The sequence below is a fragment of the Vibrio sp. Vb0667 genome, assembly GCF_033391095.1.
The window spans coordinates 397,141-419,568 of sequence record NZ_JAWPOL010000001.1 but is presented as its reverse complement, the minus strand read 5'-3'; the positions used below and the strand labels follow the sequence as shown (position 1 = coordinate 419,568).

9 protein-coding genes are annotated in these 22,428 nt (G+C 44.5%); 4 read left to right on the top strand and 5 right to left on the bottom strand.

Features of this window, described 5'->3' with window-relative positions:
• Positions 1-259 precede the first annotated feature (259 nt).
• The gene (locus tag R8269_RS01905; protein WP_258477175.1) at positions 260-1,663 is read left to right on the top strand and encodes a PLP-dependent aminotransferase family protein; all 1,404 of its coding nucleotides are present in this window, start codon (positions 260-262) and stop codon (positions 1,661-1,663) included.
• A gap of 538 nt (positions 1,664-2,201) precedes the next feature.
• Here the strand turns inward: R8269_RS01905 and R8269_RS01900 are convergent.
• From R8269_RS01900 to R8269_RS01885, 4 genes are all read right to left on the bottom strand, one after another.
• Entirely contained in the window at positions 2,202-11,816 is a 9,615-nt protein-coding gene (locus tag R8269_RS01900; protein ID WP_318222436.1) for an Ig-like domain-containing protein, read from the bottom strand.
• A gap of 120 nt (positions 11,817-11,936) precedes the next feature.
• Positions 11,937-12,551, bottom strand: coding sequence for a phage tail protein (locus tag R8269_RS01895; RefSeq protein WP_005373442.1), 615 nt, complete (start codon positions 12,549-12,551; stop codon positions 11,937-11,939).
• Positions 12,552-12,697: 146 nt separating this feature from the next.
• Positions 12,698-13,645: a formyltransferase family protein gene (locus tag R8269_RS01890; RefSeq protein WP_224721233.1), complete on the bottom strand. Its 948-nt coding sequence runs from the start codon at positions 13,643-13,645 to the stop codon at positions 12,698-12,700.
• A 7-nt stretch (positions 13,646-13,652) separates the two neighbouring features.
• Complete coding sequence (locus R8269_RS01885; protein ID WP_085569137.1) at positions 13,653-14,951, bottom strand: hypothetical protein; 1,299 nt, start codon at positions 14,949-14,951, stop codon at positions 13,653-13,655.
• A gap of 868 nt (positions 14,952-15,819) precedes the next feature.
• Here R8269_RS01885 and R8269_RS01880 point away from each other — a divergent pair.
• Positions 15,820-18,993: an AAA family ATPase gene (locus R8269_RS01880; RefSeq protein WP_017819913.1), complete on the top strand. Its 3,174-nt coding sequence runs from the start codon at positions 15,820-15,822 to the stop codon at positions 18,991-18,993.
• 134 nt (positions 18,994-19,127) lie between these two features.
• Here R8269_RS01880 and R8269_RS01875 read toward each other — a convergent pair whose 3' ends face one another.
• Positions 19,128-19,601: a DUF1842 domain-containing protein gene (locus R8269_RS01875; RefSeq protein ID WP_005373450.1), complete on the bottom strand. Its 474-nt coding sequence runs from the start codon at positions 19,599-19,601 to the stop codon at positions 19,128-19,130.
• Positions 19,602-19,884: 283 nt separating this feature from the next.
• Here R8269_RS01875 and R8269_RS01870 point away from each other — a divergent pair, with 283 nt between their 5' ends.
• Together R8269_RS01870 and R8269_RS01865 are read left to right on the top strand one after the other, a co-directional pair.
• Positions 19,885-21,576 (top strand): FAD-binding oxidoreductase, encoded by a 1,692-nt coding sequence (locus R8269_RS01870; RefSeq protein ID WP_005373452.1) that lies wholly within the window; start codon positions 19,885-19,887, stop codon positions 21,574-21,576.
• Positions 21,577-21,663: 87 nt separating this feature from the next.
• Complete coding sequence (locus tag R8269_RS01865; RefSeq protein WP_005373454.1) at positions 21,664-21,990, top strand: hypothetical protein; 327 nt, start codon at positions 21,664-21,666, stop codon at positions 21,988-21,990.
• Positions 21,991-22,428 lie beyond the last annotated feature (438 nt).

The window sequence follows — 22,428 nt, the reverse complement described above, 5'->3', positions numbered from 1 at the left end:
TCGTTAACCCTCGATGAATAACACTGTGTCTTCAAATTTTTAGTGCGATATAAACAGGTCTAAACCTGATCACCGTTGATAGGTAGGCCGGTTAGATACGAATGTAAGTAACATCCGTTTCCAAAATGGGGAAATAGTGTACTCAATTACGCTTTCTCCATATCACGATAACGGTATACTAGGTAGATATACTTGGTATATACAGATCCACATCCTCACAACGCTTTAGAACCACTTTTCAACGTCTACAGAGAAAACGATGCCATTTTCACTACACTTCGAAACTGGAAAAGTCACCAGCCAACAACTTTACTCCGAGATATACCAAGGGATATTAGAAGGCAGATTACGATCAAATGAGAGATTACCATCAACTCGCATGCTGTCGAAAAAGTTAGGCATAGCAAGAAACACTGTCATTTCGGTGTATGAGCGACTTCAGTTCGAGGGGTGGATAGTAAAAAAGGCAGGGTCTGGCACGTACGTAAGTAATGCTCTAGAACAAACGGTGAATCAAGATAAGAGACCAATAAAACACTACCAACTAGGGGTGTTTGGCACTAACGCATCGAAGAAGCCAGAGATCATCGCACCAAAGAATCTAGACTATGACTTCACTTTAGGCGTTCCTGATCATCAGAGAATAGCAAAGCATATTTGGCGACACTCAAGACTGAGTAGGCTCAATGCATTAACTCCAGAGTTTGCACATGGCGGTGATTTGCAAGGGTTAGCTTGTTTACGAGAGTCTATCTGCGAGTATGTGAGACACTCGAGAGGCGTAATCTGTGACCCTGAAGACATCATCATTACTCAAGGGTGCCAGCAGGCAATAATGACGACTCTCCTTACATTACTCTCTCCCGGGGATCTCGTGTCGACGGAAGATCCAGGATATCCTGTTTTTCGAAATCAAGCTCGATTACTTGGCGCGCAAATAGGCTCCGTGCCGATGGACGACCAAGGTGTTGTCGTTGAATCAATCCCTTCTAATACCAAAATTATTTATACAACGCCTAGTCATCAGTTCCCTTTAGGCTTTAGCTACTCAGTTGAAAGGAAGTTAGAACTGCTGAGATGGGCAGAAGTTAATAACGCAATCATTATCGAAGATGATTATGATGCGGAATATCACTACCTCAATACCAGTAAGCAAGCTCTCAAGTCACAAGATAAAAATGACTGCGTCATTATGGTAGGCAGTTTCTCTAAAATACTATTTCCCGGCATACGCATTGGCTATATGATTCCACCAAAGTCTTTAATGGAGCCAATTTCAAATATGTTGTGGCACTTGGGAAGAAGTACATCTGTAGTGTCTCAAATCCTACTTGACGAATTCATGCGTGACGGTCATTTCTCTCACCATTTACTCAATATGAATAAAATCTATAGCGAAAGGTACCATAAACTCACTCAATTAATTGACAACGTAGATTGCTTACAACGTATTCCAAGCCAAGGTGGATTGCATATAGCAGCTGAAGTATCGGGATGCGCGACACAAATGATGAATAAACTGGCTTCATCAAATGTAGCGGTTTATCCATCATCGCATTTTTCTATCAACAATCATTCTAATGCCCTCTTATTTGGGTTTGGCATTATCCCTATCCAAAAAATAGAAACAGCATTTGATATTATTCAATCAGTATTGGATTAAAGCAGATATAAAATTATCGTTTTGCTCAATATCAATTTATCGTCTTGTTATCACCAACAGAGTCAGGGGCAACTGCGAACTTGGAACGCTTTTCAACCAAATAAGAGTTCACTACGAATTGTGTCGCTCTAACCCGCTTGGTTTGGCTTCAGCCCCAACACTATATTTCTTCGACTGTAGACGCACTAGGTTCAAGTAAAGCGACGTATCACGCTGACATTTGCAGCACTACCAACAACCCTATTGCGTAAATCATCTTCTTTTAAGTTAAGTTCACATCGAGCATTCAATGAACCTTATTTTTCTAATATCGAACCGTAAGTTCTGTTTAACACTCTATCAAAACACTATCTTTCGCTAGATGTTAAAGAAGAAAAGACTTCAAGGTAATTAAGGATTTGTTATAGACTATTGACCTATATAATAAAGATCACAATCACGACATTAATCTCCAGTAATTTACCATATCGCTTCATGATCGCTTAGGATACAAATTATCGAAAAATACCAAACCCTAGGTTAATACGCTGTTAACGGCTCAAAAAAAATAACGAAGTTGTACCGCAATTATATCAACATCATTTTCATGTAAAAAATAACGAGCGCCTTGGATACCGATCTCCCAATTATCTGAGAGGTTGTAGCCAACTTCTGCACCAATATATCCATCAAAACCATCCACTTCCGTCGTTATCTTGCTGCCTTGATACGTACTTTCAATATCGGTATCCCAGAACAAGCCCCCCAAACTCAGTTTTGCGGACCATGAATTGTATTGCCAGAACTTATAACCGATGTCGAAGCCCATGCCCTTAACAAGGAGTGGGGCTATAGATGCGACATTGGCGTGATAGTCTTCTGGTGAAGTAGTAGCACTACGCAATGTAGCACTACCTTCACCCATATCAATATAACGAATAGTTCCAGACCATTGATCAGAAAAAGTATATCCCAACCCGACAGAGCGATAGAACCCGGTGTTGTCAGTAGAGATTACGTTATCACCTTTAACAGCATCACGCTCATCTGCATGGCTTGACCCCATTTGAACATCAACATACCAGCCCGCTTGACTACTAAAACTAAACACAGCAATTAGTGCTAGAGCACTGTTTCTTCCATAACGTTGCATGGCTCCTAACAAAATCAAAAGCATCAACACCATGCCACCCAATGATCCTGCTGAAGTATTTTCAACCTTTACATCTCTTACCAACTTAACGGTCACTATAACTTTCCCCGCGTCTTGCAGGCCTTGGCTATCCTGAATGATATATGTCAACACATCATTGCCTTCAAACCCTGAGGTAGGGGTATAGGTCACGCTCTGATCTGCATTCATGACCGCCTGCCCATACTGAGCTTGGACTGAAACCAACTTCAATGTGTCGTTATCCGGATCGGTATCGTTAGCAAGGACATAAACCGTGACAGGGGTACGATCATCGGTGGTAATATTATCGTCCACCGCATTCGGATTCTGACTGTTTACCACATTTACCGTCACCTTCGCCGATCCCGTTCCACCATTACCATCCGTTACGCTATAAGTGATCAAAGCCTCCCCGTAGTACTGTGGTTGAGTGACATAACTTAGTTTGTTATCAACCACACTAACACTACCAATATCTACAGAAGCGCGACTTACCTTCAGCCCATCACCATCAGCATCAGCATCATTGCTCAATACATCGATCGTCACCGTACCATTGAGACTAACAAACGCATTGTCGTCAATCGCTTGAGGGAGTGTATTATTGCTTACACGAGCGGCAACGACGCCAGGGTCAACGACACTGCCATTAGCCAATCCGTCATCATCGTTCGGACCACCGTCTTCAATGGTAAGTTGTACACACCAGTCACCTTCAGTCAGACCCTGTGACCATGAACTGTGCCCTGGTGGCGGACAATAACCAGCCTCGCCAGCACTAGAAGAAACCGTGTTTTGAGCATCCTCAATAAAGTCTATCCACCCCTGTTCAGCGTTATACTTTCGGTACACTGCATTTGCTGGAACAGGTAAACGCTGAGGCAAAACTAATTGATAGCTTTGGCCGGGCAGCGGCAAATTAGTTACTACAAAATCAAAGATTCCCCCTATGCTCTTCATATTGATATCTTTAGGAAGCTCCTCATCCAGCAATAAAGCTCCTCCTGTTGCGTTAGTCAGAATGGTTATTCCTTTGCGTAAACAGGCACCTGGCTGCCCCTCAATGAGGAAGCGATCTTTTTCTGACACAACCTGTTGAATTACGTTACAGTCAGAAATTGCATCAAGATAATCAGGAATACCATCACCATCACTATCATTATGACCTTCTTGATCATCCGGGATTAAGTCGCCATCACTGTCTTCACTCCCGAGCTCCGCCAATGTTTGTACCACTTCTAAATAGACATTCCGTGTCACTGATAATGGTGGAGTGCCATTGTCAGTAACTGTCAATTGCAAATTGTAAATCGCTGAACTCAGTAATTGCGGAGAGAAAGTCAATGTTTCGCTGTACATCTGCCCCGCAATCGCTTGGTTAAGTACATCGCTATCACTACTCCATCTGAAACTGTGTATATCGGACATATTGGCATCACTAACACTGCTCGTGATTGTGACCGGTTCAACACCATTTTCAATTTGGCTCCGCTGCTCCCCCGCCTGAGATACACTTACCGTGACCTTCGGAGCCACATTCTCTTCAAAGATTGTCAAGGTGTAACGACGCTTACTACCTAGATTAAGGGTGCTGTCCAGATCAATCACTAAGGTTTCAACGCCCTCATTTTGTCCATCATTAAGTAGTTCGAACGAAAGTTTGCCTTCGGTACCACTAGGTATCACCACTTCACCAGAGGTGAGCGTGTGGTCATCACTGTCCGTGCTTCCTGAAACCGTATAAGGTATGATTACTGGGTAGCTCGGCGAAGGACCGTTAAGGTGTATCGATACGCTATGATTGGTGCCTTCCGTGGTTTGCGCATCTTTGGAGATACTTATCAGTGGATACACTGTTACCGTTTGACTAGCTTCAGCGACGTTTCCATCAGAGTCTTGAGTGCGCCAATAGACCGTATTAGTTCCAGGTCGGAAAAAGGTCGTGCTGTCGACCAATGAAACAGGTAATAGCTTGCCTGTACTATCTCGTGCCACAGCAGAGCCTAATGCAACTTTAGTAAAGAGCGAAGTTGCGTTCACTTCGATATCTGAAGGTGCGGCTATTGTTGGTGCGTCCAATTTCGCACTTTTAATTGTCACGATTGCTTTCGCGGTGGCCTTTCCACCGTTACCATCCTTCACACTGTATTGCACTGCCACTGTACCAATTGAGGTCGTTACCAATTGGATTTGACTGCCCACAATCGTTGCCGTTCCAGATGTAGGTTTAACCCATTCCAGTTGTAATGTATCTAGATCAACATCGCTGTCGTTGCTGAGTACATCCAATAAGTAGCTACCATCGTTACTCTCGGTAAAGACATAGGTATCATTAACCGCCACTGGCTCATCATTAACGTTGATTACCGTGATGCTAAACGCTGCTAAAGATGTGCTTAGCTCACCGTCTGAGACACTAATAACAATATTATTGGTGCTGCCAACATGCTCATTTTCCGGCGTACCACTTAGCAACCCAGTTGCTCTATCAAAGGTTGCCCATGATGGTTTATTGCGGATTGAAAAGCTCAAGCTACTACTATCAACATCCGATGCCTGCAGCGCAAAGCGGTACGGACTGCCTTCGTTGACGGTAAGAGCAGGAGTGCCACTGATCACTGGCGCGTCATTGACATTGTTAACCACAATACTGAATCTATTGAGCATTGTGGTCGTGAGACCATCAGAAACCGAGATAACAATGCCCTGATACTTGCCAACATCACCATTATCTGGTGTACCACTAAGCGTGCCTGTTGATGCATCAAAGCTAGCCCAAGATGGCTTGTTCACGATACTGAAGGTGAAGGCTTGGCTGTCAACATCTGACACTTGTGGCGTGAACAGATAGGTGCTGTCTTCATTCACTTGTGTTGCTGGTGAACCAGAGATAACGGGTGCATCGTTAACGTTATTCACAGTAATCGAAAAAGCTGACAATGAGGAAGAAATAGTGCCATCGGATACGCTAATCACGATACCTGGATAAGTCCCCACATAACGGTTACTTGGCGTGCCAGAAAGCGCTCCTGTTGTCTTGTCAAATGTAGCCCAAGGTGGCTTGTTAGCTATCAAGTAGGTCAGAGTATCCGCTGGGTCATTGTCCAATGCCGCGGGCACGAACTGATACACACTATCTTCATCAACTTGCGCCGATGGGGTACCCGTAATCACTGGCGAGTCATTAACGTTATTCAGCGTGATGGTCACTAACGCCACTCCTGAGGTAAGCTCTCCGTCACTTACGCTGTAAGTGAAACTGTCCTGACCAAAGAAGTTACTGTTACCCGTATAAACCGCGTGATTGCCTGTGACGGTAACATTACCGTTGACTGGCGATTTTACAATTTGATAGCTCAAAGATGAGCCTTCTGCATCGTTACCATTTAAAGTAATGGTCAGCGGTATTTCTTCGTCTCCCGTAGCACTGACACCGGTCGCGGTTGGTGTATCGTTGACTGCATTAACCGTCAAATCGACACGAACCTCTGTCGAGTCGAGATCACCGTCGTTGACCTTGAACAAGAAGAAGTCGGAGCCATTGAAGTCCGCTTCTGGTGTATAGCGCCAACTATTATTGGTCAACTGCTCTAGCACGCCATGACTGACTTGCTCAGTGATAAGATACTGCAGAGTGTCATCATCGTTATCAATATCTGAACCAACCAGCGTGATCACCAAACTATTGTCTTCATCAAGCGTTTGTGACTGTGCTTGCGCCATTGGTGCGTCGTTGACTGGTGTTACTGTCATGGTCACTGTTGCGGCGTTAGATACAGCACCTGCTAAGTCTGCCACCGTATAGGTGAAGCTATCTTCACCGAAGTAGTTCTCATTGGGGTTGTAAACAATCGCTCCTGACGCCGTCACGTTCACACTGCCATGTGCTGGCGTATCGACGACTGTGACACTAGTGAGTTCAAAACTGTCTCCAACATCGGCATCACTATCATTGCCTAATACATTGACCTCGAAGGAGCCTCCCTCTAGTAGTTGTGCACTGTTATCAACAGCAACGGGGGCATCATTCACTGGCGTAATATTGAGCGTGACGGTTGCGGGCATTGAGGCTGCTTGACCACTATCGGTTAGCATATAGGTAAAGCTATGTTGACCATTAACGTTCGCTGTTGGCACAATCTTTAAGGTCCCATCGACATTGACACTGACCGTGGCAAAACTGTATACCCCCTCTCCTTGACCAAGATCTTGCAGGGTAATACTACTCGGGGTGAATGACCCATCTTCAATATCACTGTCGTTACTTAAAATATCGAGTGTCGATGTGATATCTTCATCAAAAGTAAAACTGTCTTCCTCCGCTACTGGTGAGTCATTGACGGAACCGATATTGACGCTGACCATGGCCGCAAGAGAAACGCCGCCTTCACTGTCTGCGATCGTGTAAGTAAAGCTATCGCTACCATTTTCATTCGGATTCGGCGTATATACAAAAGTGCCTACAGTTTGATCAACGGCTACTTGTCCTTTTTGAGGCAAACTAACTAACGATAAATCACCCGTTGGGATGCCATCTTCAACATCCTCCGCTTGACTACGCGCGCTGACTGCTGCGCTTGCGGTATCTTCGTCGGTGTTGATGGTCAGCGCTTTAGCGACTGGCGCATCATTTATAGCCATGATAATGACGGTCACTGTCGCGTCTTGTGACTCCTGCAGCAGGGCATCTTTCACGGTATAGGTAAAGCTATCTGTGCCTGTCTCATTACTATTTGGCGTATAGGTAACAACGCCGTTGCTGATCGACACCTGACCTTTAATTGGTTGCGTTTTAATCGTTGCAGAAGAAGCGACCATGTCATCATTAACATCGGAATCGTTGGCTAACAGATTAAATTGTTTCGCCGTATCTTCCTCAGTCGAGAAGCTATCATCAACTACCGTTGGCGCGACATCGTAGCGTTTGGTCACAGTATCCGTCACTGCATCAGATGCGTTGCCTGCGGCATCGGTTACCACCACGCTTACTGTCAACGTCCCCTCTTGCAAAATAGTGACGTCAATGCCCGTTACTTGCATGGTCTCCGAAGAAATTGTTTGACTAGCGCCGTCAATGGTCGTGGTACCGTCAGTCACGCGATAAGTGAACATCGCGTTCACTTCAGCTGCTGCGAAGGTAAAGCTCATCGCCTGTTCGTTGGTTTTGTTAATGCTCTCCTGATCAATGCTGATGCTATGTCCAGTCGGGATCCCCGTATCCACTGAGATCAACAACTGAGTCGCTGCTGTATTGAGGTTGCCAGCTGCGTCGCTAAATTTCTCGGCTGCAACATCAATAGTTGCATCCTCAGTGCTTTCTTCTGCAGGTGTAAAGGTAGCCGTGTAACTGGCGCTACTGCCCGCAAAGTTAGAAAGAGTTCCTCCAGCCACGGTCACATCGGCTTCGGAAAAATCAGTTGCGGCTTCACTCAAGGTAAACGTGAGTGTTGCCGTTTCACCCGCTTTCAACGCAGCGCTGGAGCTAGTGATACTAACGGTTGGAAGCACAGTATCGACGCTGATGGAAAGTGGTGTAGCTGCACTATTGGTGTTACCAGAGGCATCGGTAAATGTGCCTGTGGCAACTTCAATAGTACCGCTCGTCGCACTCTCTTCCGTTGGTGTAAAGGTCGCAGTGTAGCTGCTACCACTGCCAGCAAAACCAGACAAAGTACCGCCACTAACCGTGATATCCGCCTCGGTAAAATCGCTCGACGCTTCACTTAAGGTAAAGGTAATGGTCGCCGTTTCGTCCGCTTTCAGCGCCAATTTATCACTGGAGATAGTCACACTCGGCACTAAACTATCAACGGTTATAGACAGTTGAGGCGCAGCAGTGTTGCTATTCCCGGCAGCATCAGTAAAGAAATCTGCCGCCACGTTAATCGTCGCTGTACTTGTACTGTCTCTATCCGGCGTAAAGGTGGCCGTGTAATTGTCACCGCTGCCCGCAAAGTTAGACAAACTGCCGCCAGTGACGGTGACATCTGACTCAGTAAAGTCACTTGAGGACTCACTTAAGGTGAACGTGATACTCGCCGTTTCGCCAGAGATCAAATCAAGGTCTGAGCTGCTCAAAGAAACAGTTGGCCTCACGTTATCTAACGTAATTGTTGTGCTATCTATACTGGAGGTGTTGCCCGCCGCATCGCTCTGGCTCGCCGCGACCGTCAGGGTGCCGTTGTTAAACGCACTTACATCAAACTCACTGCCAATAGTCGTCCAAGCCCCGGTATTGTCGGCCGTCACCGTACGACTGACTGAGTTGTTATTGTCCGTGATGGTCACGGTCACACTATTGCCAGCCTCCGCGCCGGAGCCAGCAATCAGCACATCATTGTCTTCTGCCGCATTGACGATACCGTCGATTGCAATCGGCGTGGAAATGGTAACAGCGGATGGCGCTGCGTTATCTAGGGTTACGCTCTGGGTGGCTACGGTGGAGATATTACCTGCTATATCAGCTTGGGTTGCAGACACAGTCAGGGTGCCATTGCTCAAGCCACTGATATCCAGCTCGCTGCCGCTCAACGTCCAGTTGCCTGAGTTGTCGGTCGTCACCGTACGACTGACAGAGCTGTTGTTATCCGTGATAGTCACGGTCACGCTGTTGCCTGCTTCCGCGCCGGAGCCAGCAATCAACACATCGTTATCTTCCACTGCATTAACAATACCATCGGTTTCAATCGGTGTAGTGATGGTCACAGCTGATGGTGCGGCGTTATCTAAGGTAATGCTCTGGGTGGTCACTCTGGAGGTATTACCCGCCGTATCCGATTGCGTCACAGCAACTATGAGTGTGCCGTTGTTCAGGCCACTGACATCAAGCTCACTGCCGCTCAACGTCCAGCTGCCTGAGTTGTCGGCCGTCACCGTACGGCTGACAGAGCTGTTATTGTCCGTGATAGTCACGGTCACGCTATTGCCTGCTTCCGCACTGAAGCCAGCGATCAGTACGTCGTTGTCTTCTGCCGCATTGACGATCCCATCAGTTTCAATCGGCGTATTGATGATTACAGCAGATGGGTCTGCATTGTCCAGAGTAATACTCTGGGTGGCTGCGGTAGAAGTATTACCTGCTATATCTGCTTGGGTTGCAGACACCGTCAGGGTACCGTTGTTAAACGCACCTACATCAAGCTCACTGCCGCTCAACGTCCAGTTGCCTGAGTTATCGGCCGTCACCGTACGGCTGACAGAACTGTTATTGTCCGTGATAGTCACGGTCACGCTGTTGCCTACTTCCGCGCCGGAGCCAGCAATCAGTACGTCGTTGTCTTCTGCCGCATTGACAATACCATCGGTTTCAATCGGCGTGGTGATGGTCACTGCTGATGGGGCTGCATTGTCTAGGGTAACACTCTGGCTAGCTGCGGTGGAGATATTACCTGCTATATCTGCTTGGGTTGCAGACACCGTCAGGGTGCCATTGTTCAGGCCACTGACATCCAGCTCGCTGCCGCTCAGCGTCCAGTTGCCTGAGTTGTCGGCCGTCACCGTACGACTGACAGAGCTGTTATTGTCTGTGATAGTCACGGTCACGCTGTTGCCTGCTTCCGCGCCGGAGCCAGCGATCAACACATCGTTGTCTTCTGCAGCGTTGACGATACTGTCAGCCTCAATCGGCGTAGTAATGCTCACTGCGGATGGTGCTATTGTATCAATGGTGACACTTAACGCGTTGGATGCCGAGCTAACATTATCATCGCTATCAGACGCTTTAGCACTTATTGCATGTGTAATGCCAGACGCCAACTCATTGGTTGTTATCTGCCAGTTTCCTCCAGTAGCAGTGCCTGTGCCAATAACCGTTGCACCTCCACCGACTTGATCACTGTATAAAGTAACGATCGATCCACTCTCGGAAATCCCACTAAACGTTGGAGTAGTGTCACTGGTAATATTATCAGTATTTAATGATCCGGTATCCGAACTAGCATCTAAATCGGGTGTAGATGGCGCATTTGGCGTGGTATCGACCGTAGTAAAGTTAAATGTGGCATCATCGCTGATCCCAGCGAAGCTATTATTTGCGCTGTCAGCCACGGCACTGGATTCAATATGAATGGCGTAGGTCCGGTTCCCTGCCAGATCACTGGTTGGGTTTAAGTAAACTTTATTGTTGGTAACACTGATGCGACCAGCGCCTGGTGATGTTGTTGTGCCATCGCTTTCGGTGGCAACATTAAATACTTCAAAGTCGCGACTGTCGGTAACATTACGAATGGTAATATTGCCGCTCTTCAGCTCAATATTTTCATCGAAGGCAATCTCGATGTTGTTGCTAACAGAAACATTGGTTGCATCATCAGTGGGAGTTGAGCTCGCACTGACAAAAGTAGGCGCGGTAGAGTCTGAAACCGCAGCGTCATCAATCTTGATACTTCTGATAAGATAACGAGAGTCAGCACCCGGACTTCGGGTAAACGCCATAGTCACTGTATCAACGTCCTGCCATGCCGAATCATTAAAATCTGTACCACGGGTCAGGGTAAACAAGTCCTGTAACCCTGAGTTTGCTTCACCACCTTTTGGCAAGGTGACAGTTTCGGTCACTGTTTGAATATCATTAGAGAAGCCAGTTAACACAAGTTGATACGTTTTATCTGAGTCTCGGGCCGACCCCTGCATATAGGTAATTTCGTCGAAACTGAAATTAGTACTTGATTTCTCAAAAAAGCGGAAGCCACGATTGTTGAACTCATTAATCATGGTATTTGAGTAAAGAACACCAGCTACAAATCCGAGGTCATTTAGGCCAGTAAACGGAGTGCCATCCGAGCTAGTGCCCGCATCTAATACCATAGATACAGTACCTGCATTGGTAAGAGTGACTGAGGGCATACCCCCTGTGACGCCGGTCTCCACCTCACTAAAATTGGAACCTGAACCATTAGAGTAGTTAATCGTTTGCTGTGCAGCCCAGGCTCCACCGGAAAAAAACGCTGAGAACACCCATGCTGTTGTAATTGCGATCGCAACCTGACGATGTAATCTCATTTTCCTCTCCTGAAGATGACGGCCTTATCAACATGGCCGGGTTATCATAATCAACTTAAATATTTAATTTTTTTATAGGAAAGGATTAGCTAAAGATTCAGCCAATTCTTTCTTGGTTGATTAGCTGTGCGGTGGGTATACTCCCGCAGTGGCAATTAACCAATTAATCGGCAATACCGGGCTCAGAATATTAAGTGGCATTGAACCGCCTGTTTCAGTCACAGTTACAGTACCTCCGCCCGAGCCACTACCAGACACACTTAAGCCTTCGATCTCGGTCAAATCTGGTTGCTGAAACGTCGGTTTATAGAACCCGGGGGTAGAGTTTTGCGCTATATACGAATTACTATCGGGTACCTGTGTATTTGCAGCATTGGTAGCAACCTGCATCCTGCCTGTTACAGGTGCAGAAGTGCCAAGAGGGGTAAAAATTGCCGTATGTAAGTGTGCTGGCATTTGAGTTATATCAATAGTTACCAGTTCAGTACCCAATCTTTCTCCCTGATGATAATCCATCCCCCCAGGTCGTGTGCCTACACCAACTGGACTGCGGCCACGCAAATCAGGTAAACCAAAGGTAGTTCGGGCGTCACCTCCGTATAGAGTGCTAACTAGAGAGAAGAGCGCTGGATTATCTTCAATTGCCTGCATTTGCCCCGAGCACATTGCCCAATTTCTAATTGCAAAATTGCCACCAAATGCGGTTAGTGTCCCAAGATACGGTTCTGTAGCCATACTGTTCTTCCTTTCAACGTATACACTTAAGTTAAAACCAGCCCATAACGAAATTGGTGTGGTTGGTTAAAACTTTCCAATCTCGCATTACTAAATACCGTTACGGGCTTCATCACTGCCGCAAAGAGCCGTATTGAGATATTTATTTACTCACAAGCAGAAGCGTGCTGGAGCAATGACATCCCAGCATCTAGCCCAGCCATTTGCGCATAGCGATAACCCGAAAACACGCCTTGCGGTGTAGCAATAACATCTATTGATATGGCGCTATCTAACGTTTTCACTTGTAACCCATGTTGTGGGCTGATCTCGAGAATTCTCCCCGCCTCTACACCGACTAAAGAAGTCTCCATTGCGCTTGCTTGCAAAACATTGGCGACACCACTTGGCAAGCTCAACATCGCACCACCGAAGTCATGATTGCCTGCTCGCACTAAGTTGACGATTTCGCGACTCGTTTGCACGTTCCAACGAAGGTGCAGATCATGTTGGTTTACTGCTCGTGCCACTTCGTTGGGGTTTGATACTTGTTCACGCCAAACCAGCCCTTGCTTTTGTTGCGCGATGAGGAAGTCATACATCAGCTTAGCCGTCATTTGTGACGCTTTTTGCTGAGCACTGGTTAAGGTCTCAAACGGGTGAAATGGTACCTCTAACTCCATTCCTATAGCGCCGGAATCAGCCGATGCCTCAAGACGATGCAGGGTGAGGCTAAAGGTGTCTAAACCCTCTCTTAATTGCCAATAGAGAGGCATCGGGCCTCGATACTCGGGCAGCTTTCCCGGATGAATGTTGTACAAGTTTCCGTTGAAAAACTGACACAGCGAGGAATGAACTATGTGCCTGAACAAATAGATAACGCCATCCGTGACTCGCCAAACATCGAGTTGCGCTATCAAAGCACTGCTGTCATTGGCGGTATACTGAGCAATATGAATCGATTGAGCGCTCAGATAGCTCTGTAGCTGCTGTAAGTCAGGATTTAGTTCTCCTTCCGGTACTACCACGCCCGCCAATTTATGCTGTTGTGCCAACAACTGAATGATGGGCAAGGCGTAACAACTTCCTGTAAAAACGACGTATTTTTGCTGCATATCGAAATCATCCATGGGTGGCGACAAAACCTGGCAATCCGGTTAACTGATAATAGAAACTGACCTTATCCCCTCCCTTCGCTTCAAAGTAATGGTGTTCAACAGCTTTGGGCTTGGCATCCACATAAAAAGTCATGTCGGGTTTAGGATGGGTAATACCAGAGTCGTATTGTCCGACCATCGCATCTCCGTAAGTATCGATATGGCTGTAAATGGCGAGGATACGTTTTGCCATATCTGGCACATCTTTCGGCAGCTCAATGGTGTTGCCTTGCAGCATTTTTATTCCACCATCTAGCTCAAAAATCTCGCTTCTGAGCAACATGGCTTTATTGACGTTAAGAATTTCTCCCAGATCAATTCGATCATCGATCGCTTCCGGCTGGCAATGGTTGGAATGTGCATACTCTGCTTTTTCCCATTGTTGATTAAATTCCGTCTCCCCGATGACCATCATGGCGCGCACAGATACCTGATTGGGGATCATTTCGCCTTGAATATGTAAATATTGAACCAAATGTTTCGCGATGCTGAGGAACCCTTCCCGACTAAAGCCATGCTGCATCGCTTCAAGTATCAGGAGATCAAACGTTTGAGTTGGCGAAAATTGGGTAGCATCTTCTTCCACTAAGGCTTCAATGTAGTCTGCGATATCGAGATCCGCGATCAATTGATTGAGTGCTTTAATGGCTCCGGGGTGAATATCTACTAGTGTCACCTGAAGCTGCTCTGCGCTAATTCGATCACTTTGTTTGTAGTGAGCAAGTAAAGGCAGCAGCAATGGTGCAAAGGGGCCGCAAGCTGGATAAAGCACTTTAACCTGTGACTTGTTGGCAAGCATATGTTGGATAGCTTTGTTTATACCACACGCAAAGCCTTTAATTCGGTACACATCTTTGATGGTGTGTTTACAGTTAAGTGGGGACATCACCAGCCCAGACGTGGAAATGTACTGTCGGGTCAGTTCCTCTTGAGTGAGTTTAGCCAGAGAAAGAGATTGGCAAGCGTTGCCATACATGCTCTGAAAGGCTTGCACCAGTGTTCGGTGCTCAACTTTCGTCTCCTTCAATACGAGCTCAACTGCCGCAGCGAAACTCTCTTTCAGTTGCCGTTGGCGTTCAGCCGTGCTGAGTTGGTTTGGGAGCATAGCCTCAAGTTGAGTCCGTAATGAGTACTTAAGCAGCTCATCCATTTCGGGTTCAGCAAAACCAAACTGTTGAGTTTGTTGCTGCACTTCTTCAACACCGACCGTCTCACGAGATTGAGGACGTTGCTGGTAGAATTCTATAGATGAGCCTTTTTGCATAATTCATGAACCTCACTTGCCGCTGTAGCAGTAGTTAATGATGTAACACACCTGTACTTGAGAAAAACATATGCCAGAGGTCCGCGTTACAATATCTCAGCTCCCGGCTCTAACTTCATAAACCGTACTGACAAAATTGGGCAGAAAAATTGAGATAAAAACAGTTCTAATCCTGTAAATTCAGAGAGTAGTAAATAGTTAGGGTAATAGGCCTTTCGATGTGATTCTTCTAAAGCAAGCGCTTGCCAATCCCCTCGATGGCAAGATCGTTTGACATATGGCAGCCACGCAGTCTCCTTAATAGAGGTAAGCGCGGCACTCAAGTGTGGTGTAATATGAAAGCCTTTTAACAGGCAGAAAAAGCCAATATCCATAGTATAAAGCCAACTATTTATAATATTGAAATTAAAATAATTTTTTCGGCAGTTATTTTGAAATTGCCGATATTTGATTTATAGACTAGAAAAAATCAGTTAGCCAGAATAGAGATCAAAAAAAACACTAAAAATAAGATTGTCAATTTATATCTCTAAAATTAAAGAATTTAATTTTTAAAGTTTAATGAAGTCCAATATAAGTTTAAGGTGTGCAATCTTTTAAAAGATATAAGTTTAAAGATATTTCAAAAAACTTATTAAGAAAAACATGAACTCACAAAAATAAATATCAAAATTATTAATAAAAAAACACCACTAATATAACAATGAATTAAGGTGGTTTGAAGATTAAAATGCCCATTTCATTTTCGTATATAACATTTTAACTACTAGTATTATATATGTGGTGAAATAAGATAAATTTATTCACTCAACATATCCAATCGATTCAGGTTTACTGGGAAAAGCTATACGTTACAACGGAGTGAAATATGGCAAATAGGGATGGAAGAATTCCACTCAACGTATTACGACTCAAAGAACTGAGAAAGAAATTAGGACTGAGCCAAGAAAAACTGGCGGAAGAATGCTTTCAACAGGGTTTTGTCGTATCTATTGCTTCTATAAAGCGAGCAGAGTCTGGGGCGAATGTGCTGTATCGTACCGCATCCAATCTCGCGGAATACTTTTCTGTCCCCGTAGAGGACCTTTTAATAGATCGGGCCTCAGAACCATTATTTACAAATGTATCTTCATCACCACCATATTTTTTTATTTTTGCAATCGAAGCAAAGTGTGATTTGACCGCAAAGGCTCTGCAAACCTTACTTCTCAGCCAAAACACTACACCCATAATACAAAACCGAACGTTTGTTCTTACTTGGTCTTTACAGGAATCGGACGAATATATTTTTGAGCGAATTCGACAACTAGCCCTTCAATTAAAGGTTGCTCTTTCGGCTTCGATTCGGTCTTTTATCAATGTGAAATACATGCATCGAATCACTGAGCTATCGGAACATCCAAATGCGATAACCCCAATCAATGAAATCCTAGTTAAAATCCCTTGGGGAGAAATAGCTGCTTGTCCTTGCTTTATCTCGTCCAATTGTGCCAGACCAATAAAACCTTTTCTAACAGGAGAGCCAGACTTCAACAACTGGCATTTTGTATCCTTACACCAAAACCATACTGACTGTTTCGTAGGGCGTAAACTTGAACTAGAAACATTGAATAGCGGAATCAAGCGATGGCAAAAACAAGAAGCAGGCCAAACGTATTGTATTACTGGTACCGCAGGGATAGGAAAGACCAGCCTACTCAACCAGGTCATTTCGTCTTTGAGTCGTTCTTCGTGTTTAACCACAGAGATTCAAATCCTGAATCATGGCAGTGCTGATCTCTTGTCCCCTCAAAATATATTCACTCGGGCAATTTGTTCATTTACTCGTGAAGATACCGATGATTCTATTCGTCAGCAGACTGTCGAGTCATCAATTCCCTCTTCTTTCCATCTCTGCCTTTATTGGTTAATGGGGGTAACACTCAACGAATCAGAAAAACAGCTGCTGAACTTAATGGAGTTCCAAACGCTGAAACAAACGATAGAGCAATCTATCCCTTTCTTAATTCAACAACGGCAGACCAGCAAACCGCATTTGATTATTGTTGAAGATGTCCATTGGGCCGACGAGGTAATGTTGGCATTTCTTGAGACACTGCTACCTTATATTACAAACACCAATATTTTACTCTTTCTGACGTTTAGGCAGCAAAAACGACTTAGTTCCAAACAATCTTGGTTTGCCAACGTGAATCTAATCGAACTTAGGGAGTTATCATCTGAAGAGTCTTACGAGTTAGCTTGCTCAATCACATGCCAACAGAATAAACATATCAATGACTGTATAAAGCTTGCGAAAGGCCATCCTCTATACTTGCGCCAAACACTACTTTGTTCTCAGTTTGATAAAGACGTTCCGGAGTCATTGGAACATTTAGTTTCGATACAATTAGCTCAACTTCCAGCCCAAGATCGCCAAGCACTCTGTACTGCATCTGTGTTGGGGCAGTACTTTCAACTGGAGCAACTGCGTGAAATCACTCGAATTCCCGGCTACGTACCAGATAAGTTAGTCGACGCTGGCTTAGTAAAACTCAATGGCGATCAATACCTTTTCCATCATGATTTGATTTGTAATGCTGTTTTCCGTCAAATAGACAAGTCACAGTGTTCAAAAATACACATGGCCTGCGCAAAATGGTATGAGAACCGAGATCGGTTCTTATATGCAGTCCATATCAATCATGCCAAGGGCGAAGGTGTATTTACTGTTCTTGACCAGACCGCCAAACATTACCTGAGCAATTATCAATTTGAAAAAGCACTGACTCTTATTGAATACGCTATTAAAGAGTCACCTAAAGCACAGATGGCGTATGCACTAAATATGAAAGGAAACTGCCTGTATTCGATGGGACGCATCAAAGAGAGTATTGAGGTTCTTGAGCAAGCGATTCATCACACAGAAAATGATTCTGAACGTGTTCAATACTATTTAGACCTCATTAACCCCTACCGTTTAACCGACAACTTTGTACAAGCGATGTCGATTTTAGACCAAGCCCAAGCCCTGTGCGAAAAGCTGACGTTAAATAAATCTTTGTGTGAAATTCACTCGATGAGAGGTAATATGCTGTTCCCCACTGGGCAGCTAGACGAATGTGAGAAAGAACATTTACTTGCATTAGATTACAGTCAACGAGCAAACTGTTTTCGCGCGAAAGCAAAATCGCTTGGCGGCCTCGGTGATTGTGCCTACGCACAAGGAAAAATGGCTCGCTCATACGAGCACTTAACCGAGTGTTTGCAACTGTGTGAAGAGCATCAGTTGCTTTCGATTGAAACTGCTAATCGCTACATGCTGGCAACAGTGATGATCTATCAACTGCAATCTGACGAAGCACTAAAACAGGCTCAGCATGCCTCGAATCTTGCCTATCTCACGGCAAACCGCCGAGCAGAAATTGTTTCTAGGCTTACGGCTGCATGGATCTTTCTCGACCGTAATGTCTTGGTGCAAGCTGAAAACGAAATCTCGACCGCTCTACAACTTTCAAAACAGCTTAATGCTCATCGATTTGTCGCTTTTCTTTTGGAGTCCAGTGCAAGATTGCACTGGTATCAGGGAAAAGAGGAGAAAGCCCTTTCGGACATCGACACGGCTCTAGATCTTGTTCATATCAATAAGCTACACAATTTTATTGGTCCTTGGCTCGTATCTACCAAGGCACTTATTTGTGGCGATGAATCAACGGCCCTCTCCGCTTTGCGCACTGGTGAGGCTTGGCTAGAATCTACCTGTGTTGGTCATAACTATTTACGCTTTTACCAACAAGGAATCCAAGTAGCGTGGCAGTATAAGCAGCCTACGCTACTTCGAAAATATCGCGATAAGCTGTCTAACTTCACCCAAGAAGATCCGCATCCATGGGGTGATTTTTATATTGAACAAGCGAATCTGATGCTTGCCTTACTCGACCAGTCCAGCTCCGTCTCTGAGTTGTTAAACTTCAATCAGGCCGCGCGTAAGCATCAACTGAATCAGGCTCAAATAAGTGTTGATGAGCTCGACCATTGGCTCTCCACATCTACTCAACCATGAAATATTCAATAAACGAAGAAAGTCGATTAATTGCACCGTCAAGTCATCGTGTTTACTCGATTTACCTCGTCAAACACAGATATTCGAAACCATCGAATATCTGTGTTTTGGCACAGTGTCATCGCTGATGAGATTTATGCTGGCGCAAGATCATTTTGCTCCACCTTAAAGTTCTCGATGCTAGGAACATGCTCAGGCAAAAGTAGAGTAACGCGTTGATTTGCTGCTTCAATCCATTTACCTGAACTATTTTTATATCGATAGAATGCCACGCCTGACTTCCAATCATCATTAAGTAGGAGGTTGAGCGTTACGTTATGAAGATCAGCTCCTAAAGGAGCAATGCCTAGATAAGGCTGGTAGCCCTGCAACGTCACCATGATATGACAATCACGCATCGTGCATTGATAGTTGAAACTACCATTGAGATCAGACACCACATTTAACGGTGGGTTAACGGCCTGAAAGATATGTCCTTTACCCACTATTGATTTGTCTTCGCTGGCCACGAGTAGATTAACATCGAAGCTCACTCCTCCAGGTAAGCCGTTACCAATTTGATAATGAGCAGTAAAAATTGCTTGTGATTCTTTTGAGTCCATTTTCATTGTGTTCTCCAACTGAATTTATTGTCGTTAGTGACCCATTCAATGTAGATAGCACGTCATTCTGGTTCAGTATCAATTTAGGCTCAGATCTACTTGACTACATAAATTATCCACGGTCACGCAGATGCCGATCGTTCTTTTCATCAACCAGATATTGTTGCTCTCTCGCTGATGCTTTTGGCGATTTGTACAGAACAACTGATACCAAACTGATATGGTGAATGTATGCATTTGGTTTAATATTTGAACAACTATTCAATACATAAGCCAAATGGAAAAAATAATGGAACATGAATGGATGCAGGGAACTAAAGAAAACCAAGTGGTAGAACAGCACCCTAACCCTCAAATACAACGCCTCGCTGTACTTAGCGCGTACTCAATCTCAGTCAATAATGCCAAACTGTTTATTCAGAAAATGGATAAGTGCGGTTTTCCTAAAGAACGATTACTGACACCTCTTGAAAACACGGTTTCACCGGTTCCCGGTTTGAACCAATATCAAGTCGAGTCACTCATCTTCAATACTCGCTATCAACACCAACCCTTTGTCATTGTCATGTGCGAAAGTACGCAAGAAGTTCAGCAAGCCTATCTAACAGCAACTCAATTCAATCTCCCGATTCGTGTTCGCTCAGGAGGGCATGATCACGCAGGTGAATGCAGTGGTGACAACGTCATTTTGATTGACGTGAGCAGAATTAAGACCTTCCAATTGTGTGACAATATTGCCACCATTGGTGCTGGCTATCGCTTCTATCAACTGACACCAAAACTTGCAGAGCATGATCGAATGATTGCACATGGAACCTGTGCCACAGTTGGGTTGACTGGCTATATTCAAGGCGGAGGATGGGGCCCTTGGACGCGAAAATACGGCATGTGTTGTGAGCACCTAGTGAGTGCAACCGTGGTATTGGGTGATGGTACGATCACAGAAGTCTCAGCAGAGTCCAACCCTCACCTATTTTGGGCACTAAGAGGCGGCGGAGGCATGAGCTATGGCATTGTTACCGAGCTACGCGTAAAAACATTCCCTTTACCCAAAGAGATCCACCGCTTCGAGCTTCAGTGGAACCTCTATCCAAAAATCAACGGTATGCTTCAGCCAATACCAACGCACCCTACCATAGATGTGCTAAAAAATTGGGAGCAGGCTATAAAAAGCCTCGATACGCCTAAACTTCTTGGCACCAACTTGCAAATTGATGCTCTGCCTGAATCATCTAACCACTGTGATATTGAAACCATCAGCCATCACTGCACCATGTATGGCTACTGGGAAGGAACAGAACAAGATCTTCACCAATTTATAGCCGTTCAATTTGGCGCTTGCTTCCCTGATTTAGTTCAAGTCTATGAAGCACATGGCACTGACTTTGACGGGAAGAAATACGATCACTCCCTGATGAGCACATGGGGGCGCGATTCTTTGTGTCAAAACGGTTCTCCTTTCCCTCCCGATTATGACGCCCCAGCACCTCACAAAATCACTTCGCGATTGGTGTCAGAGCGAGGTCTTAAACCAGAAGGCTATACTGCACTTTTGCAAAGCTTAACTTCACCTTTGATAAAGCCAGAAAACCGCGATCAAGGGCTATTTAGTTACGTAACCTTAGGGGCGATCACTGGCGGTTTTTATCATCACTCAGACGACCTTGAAGACATATCTTTCCCCTACCGCCAGTGTCAATATACAGTCCAATACCAAACCTGGTGGAATGAAGAGATAAAGCAAAAACTAGAACTACAAAATAACCCAGTACTTGTTGATGTAAACAGAGCCATGGACTGGATTGATAAAGCCAGAGAAGCTGATATACCGGGAACCTATGGTGCCTTCATCAGCTTTAAAGATCCGGCAATTCCGACAAGCGTTTATTTTGATCGAAGCTACCGCGACTTAATCGGTATAAAAGAAAAATACGCTAAGGATAAGTTTAATCACCTTAGAACTAATAAGACCATCATTTAACATCAATATGCATCTTAAAAAGCATATATTAACAGAACGTCATTTGGCCGTTCTATCACGTATAGAAATTAAAAAAGAGGAAAAATTATGACAACTAAGGGTTCATTTTACGTTAAAAATAACTCCAACGATAAAATCACCGGATATGTGAGATTTAAAGACTCTCCGGAAATGGAGGTTCATTTCGACTTGAATATTGGCGAACAATCTGAATCTGCTAGTTTTGAATCCGGTGCCGCTACCCATGACTCCTGGTATTACAGTTTCAAAAAGGCAGGTAAAACCTATACTGGGGACAAGTCCTGTGCATACTATGCAAAAGATGAAAATAAAGGCCCCGTCGTTGTAGAAATCTTTAATGATAATTTAAAAATATCTCCACCACTTAGCGGTTCTTGTGAGAAAACTTTATAGCTGCTCACCTGATTCATCACTTCGCCCGAGACAGTTGCACAACTTCTCGGGCAGTTTCATTTCTCGGTATTTGGATTGAAGACTCTCCCCATTTTCAATCACAATCTGAAATTGTTAACTTTATGTTCTCACTTTATATCACCACTGCAAGATAATCGAATAAATACAAATCACTTTTAAAATAAACTTTAAATCTAGAGTAACCAAGATTGAAAAAATAAATATATTATTAATTTCTAAGATCAAAGAGTTTTACTTAATACATCACTTTTTATTTTAACTCTATCAACTGATACTAAACTGCTACTGACGTTTTTTGATTGAATGCTTAACTTAATAGCATGCGCTTATCTCAATGGCTAAAACCATTACTAAAGCGCAATTCATCTATATCCACGTAATCTCTAAGCATTTGATTCAGAGGGTTTCTTGGATATT

What these genes read in the sequence shown, in the direction of transcription:
- R8269_RS01905 (WP_258477175.1), top strand. Translation starts at nt 260, where the DNA reads ATGCCATTTTCACTACACTTCGAAACTGGAAAAGTCACCAGCCAACAA.
- R8269_RS01900 (WP_318222436.1), bottom strand. Translation starts at nt 11,816, where the DNA reads ATGAGATTACATCGTCAGGTTGCGATCGCAATTACAACAGCATGGGTG.
- R8269_RS01895 (WP_005373442.1), bottom strand. Translation starts at nt 12,551, where the DNA reads ATGGCTACAGAACCGTATCTTGGGACACTAACCGCATTTGGTGGCAAT.
- R8269_RS01890 (WP_224721233.1), bottom strand. Translation starts at nt 13,645, where the DNA reads ATGCAGCAAAAATACGTCGTTTTTACAGGAAGTTGTTACGCCTTGCCC.
- R8269_RS01885 (WP_085569137.1), bottom strand. Translation starts at nt 14,951, where the DNA reads ATGCAAAAAGGCTCATCTATAGAATTCTACCAGCAACGTCCTCAATCT.
- R8269_RS01880 (WP_017819913.1), top strand. Translation starts at nt 15,820, where the DNA reads ATGGCAAATAGGGATGGAAGAATTCCACTCAACGTATTACGACTCAAA.
- R8269_RS01875 (WP_005373450.1), bottom strand. Translation starts at nt 19,601, where the DNA reads ATGAAAATGGACTCAAAAGAATCACAAGCAATTTTTACTGCTCATTAT.
- R8269_RS01870 (WP_005373452.1), top strand. Translation starts at nt 19,885, where the DNA reads ATGGAACATGAATGGATGCAGGGAACTAAAGAAAACCAAGTGGTAGAA.
- R8269_RS01865 (WP_005373454.1), top strand. Translation starts at nt 21,664, where the DNA reads ATGACAACTAAGGGTTCATTTTACGTTAAAAATAACTCCAACGATAAA.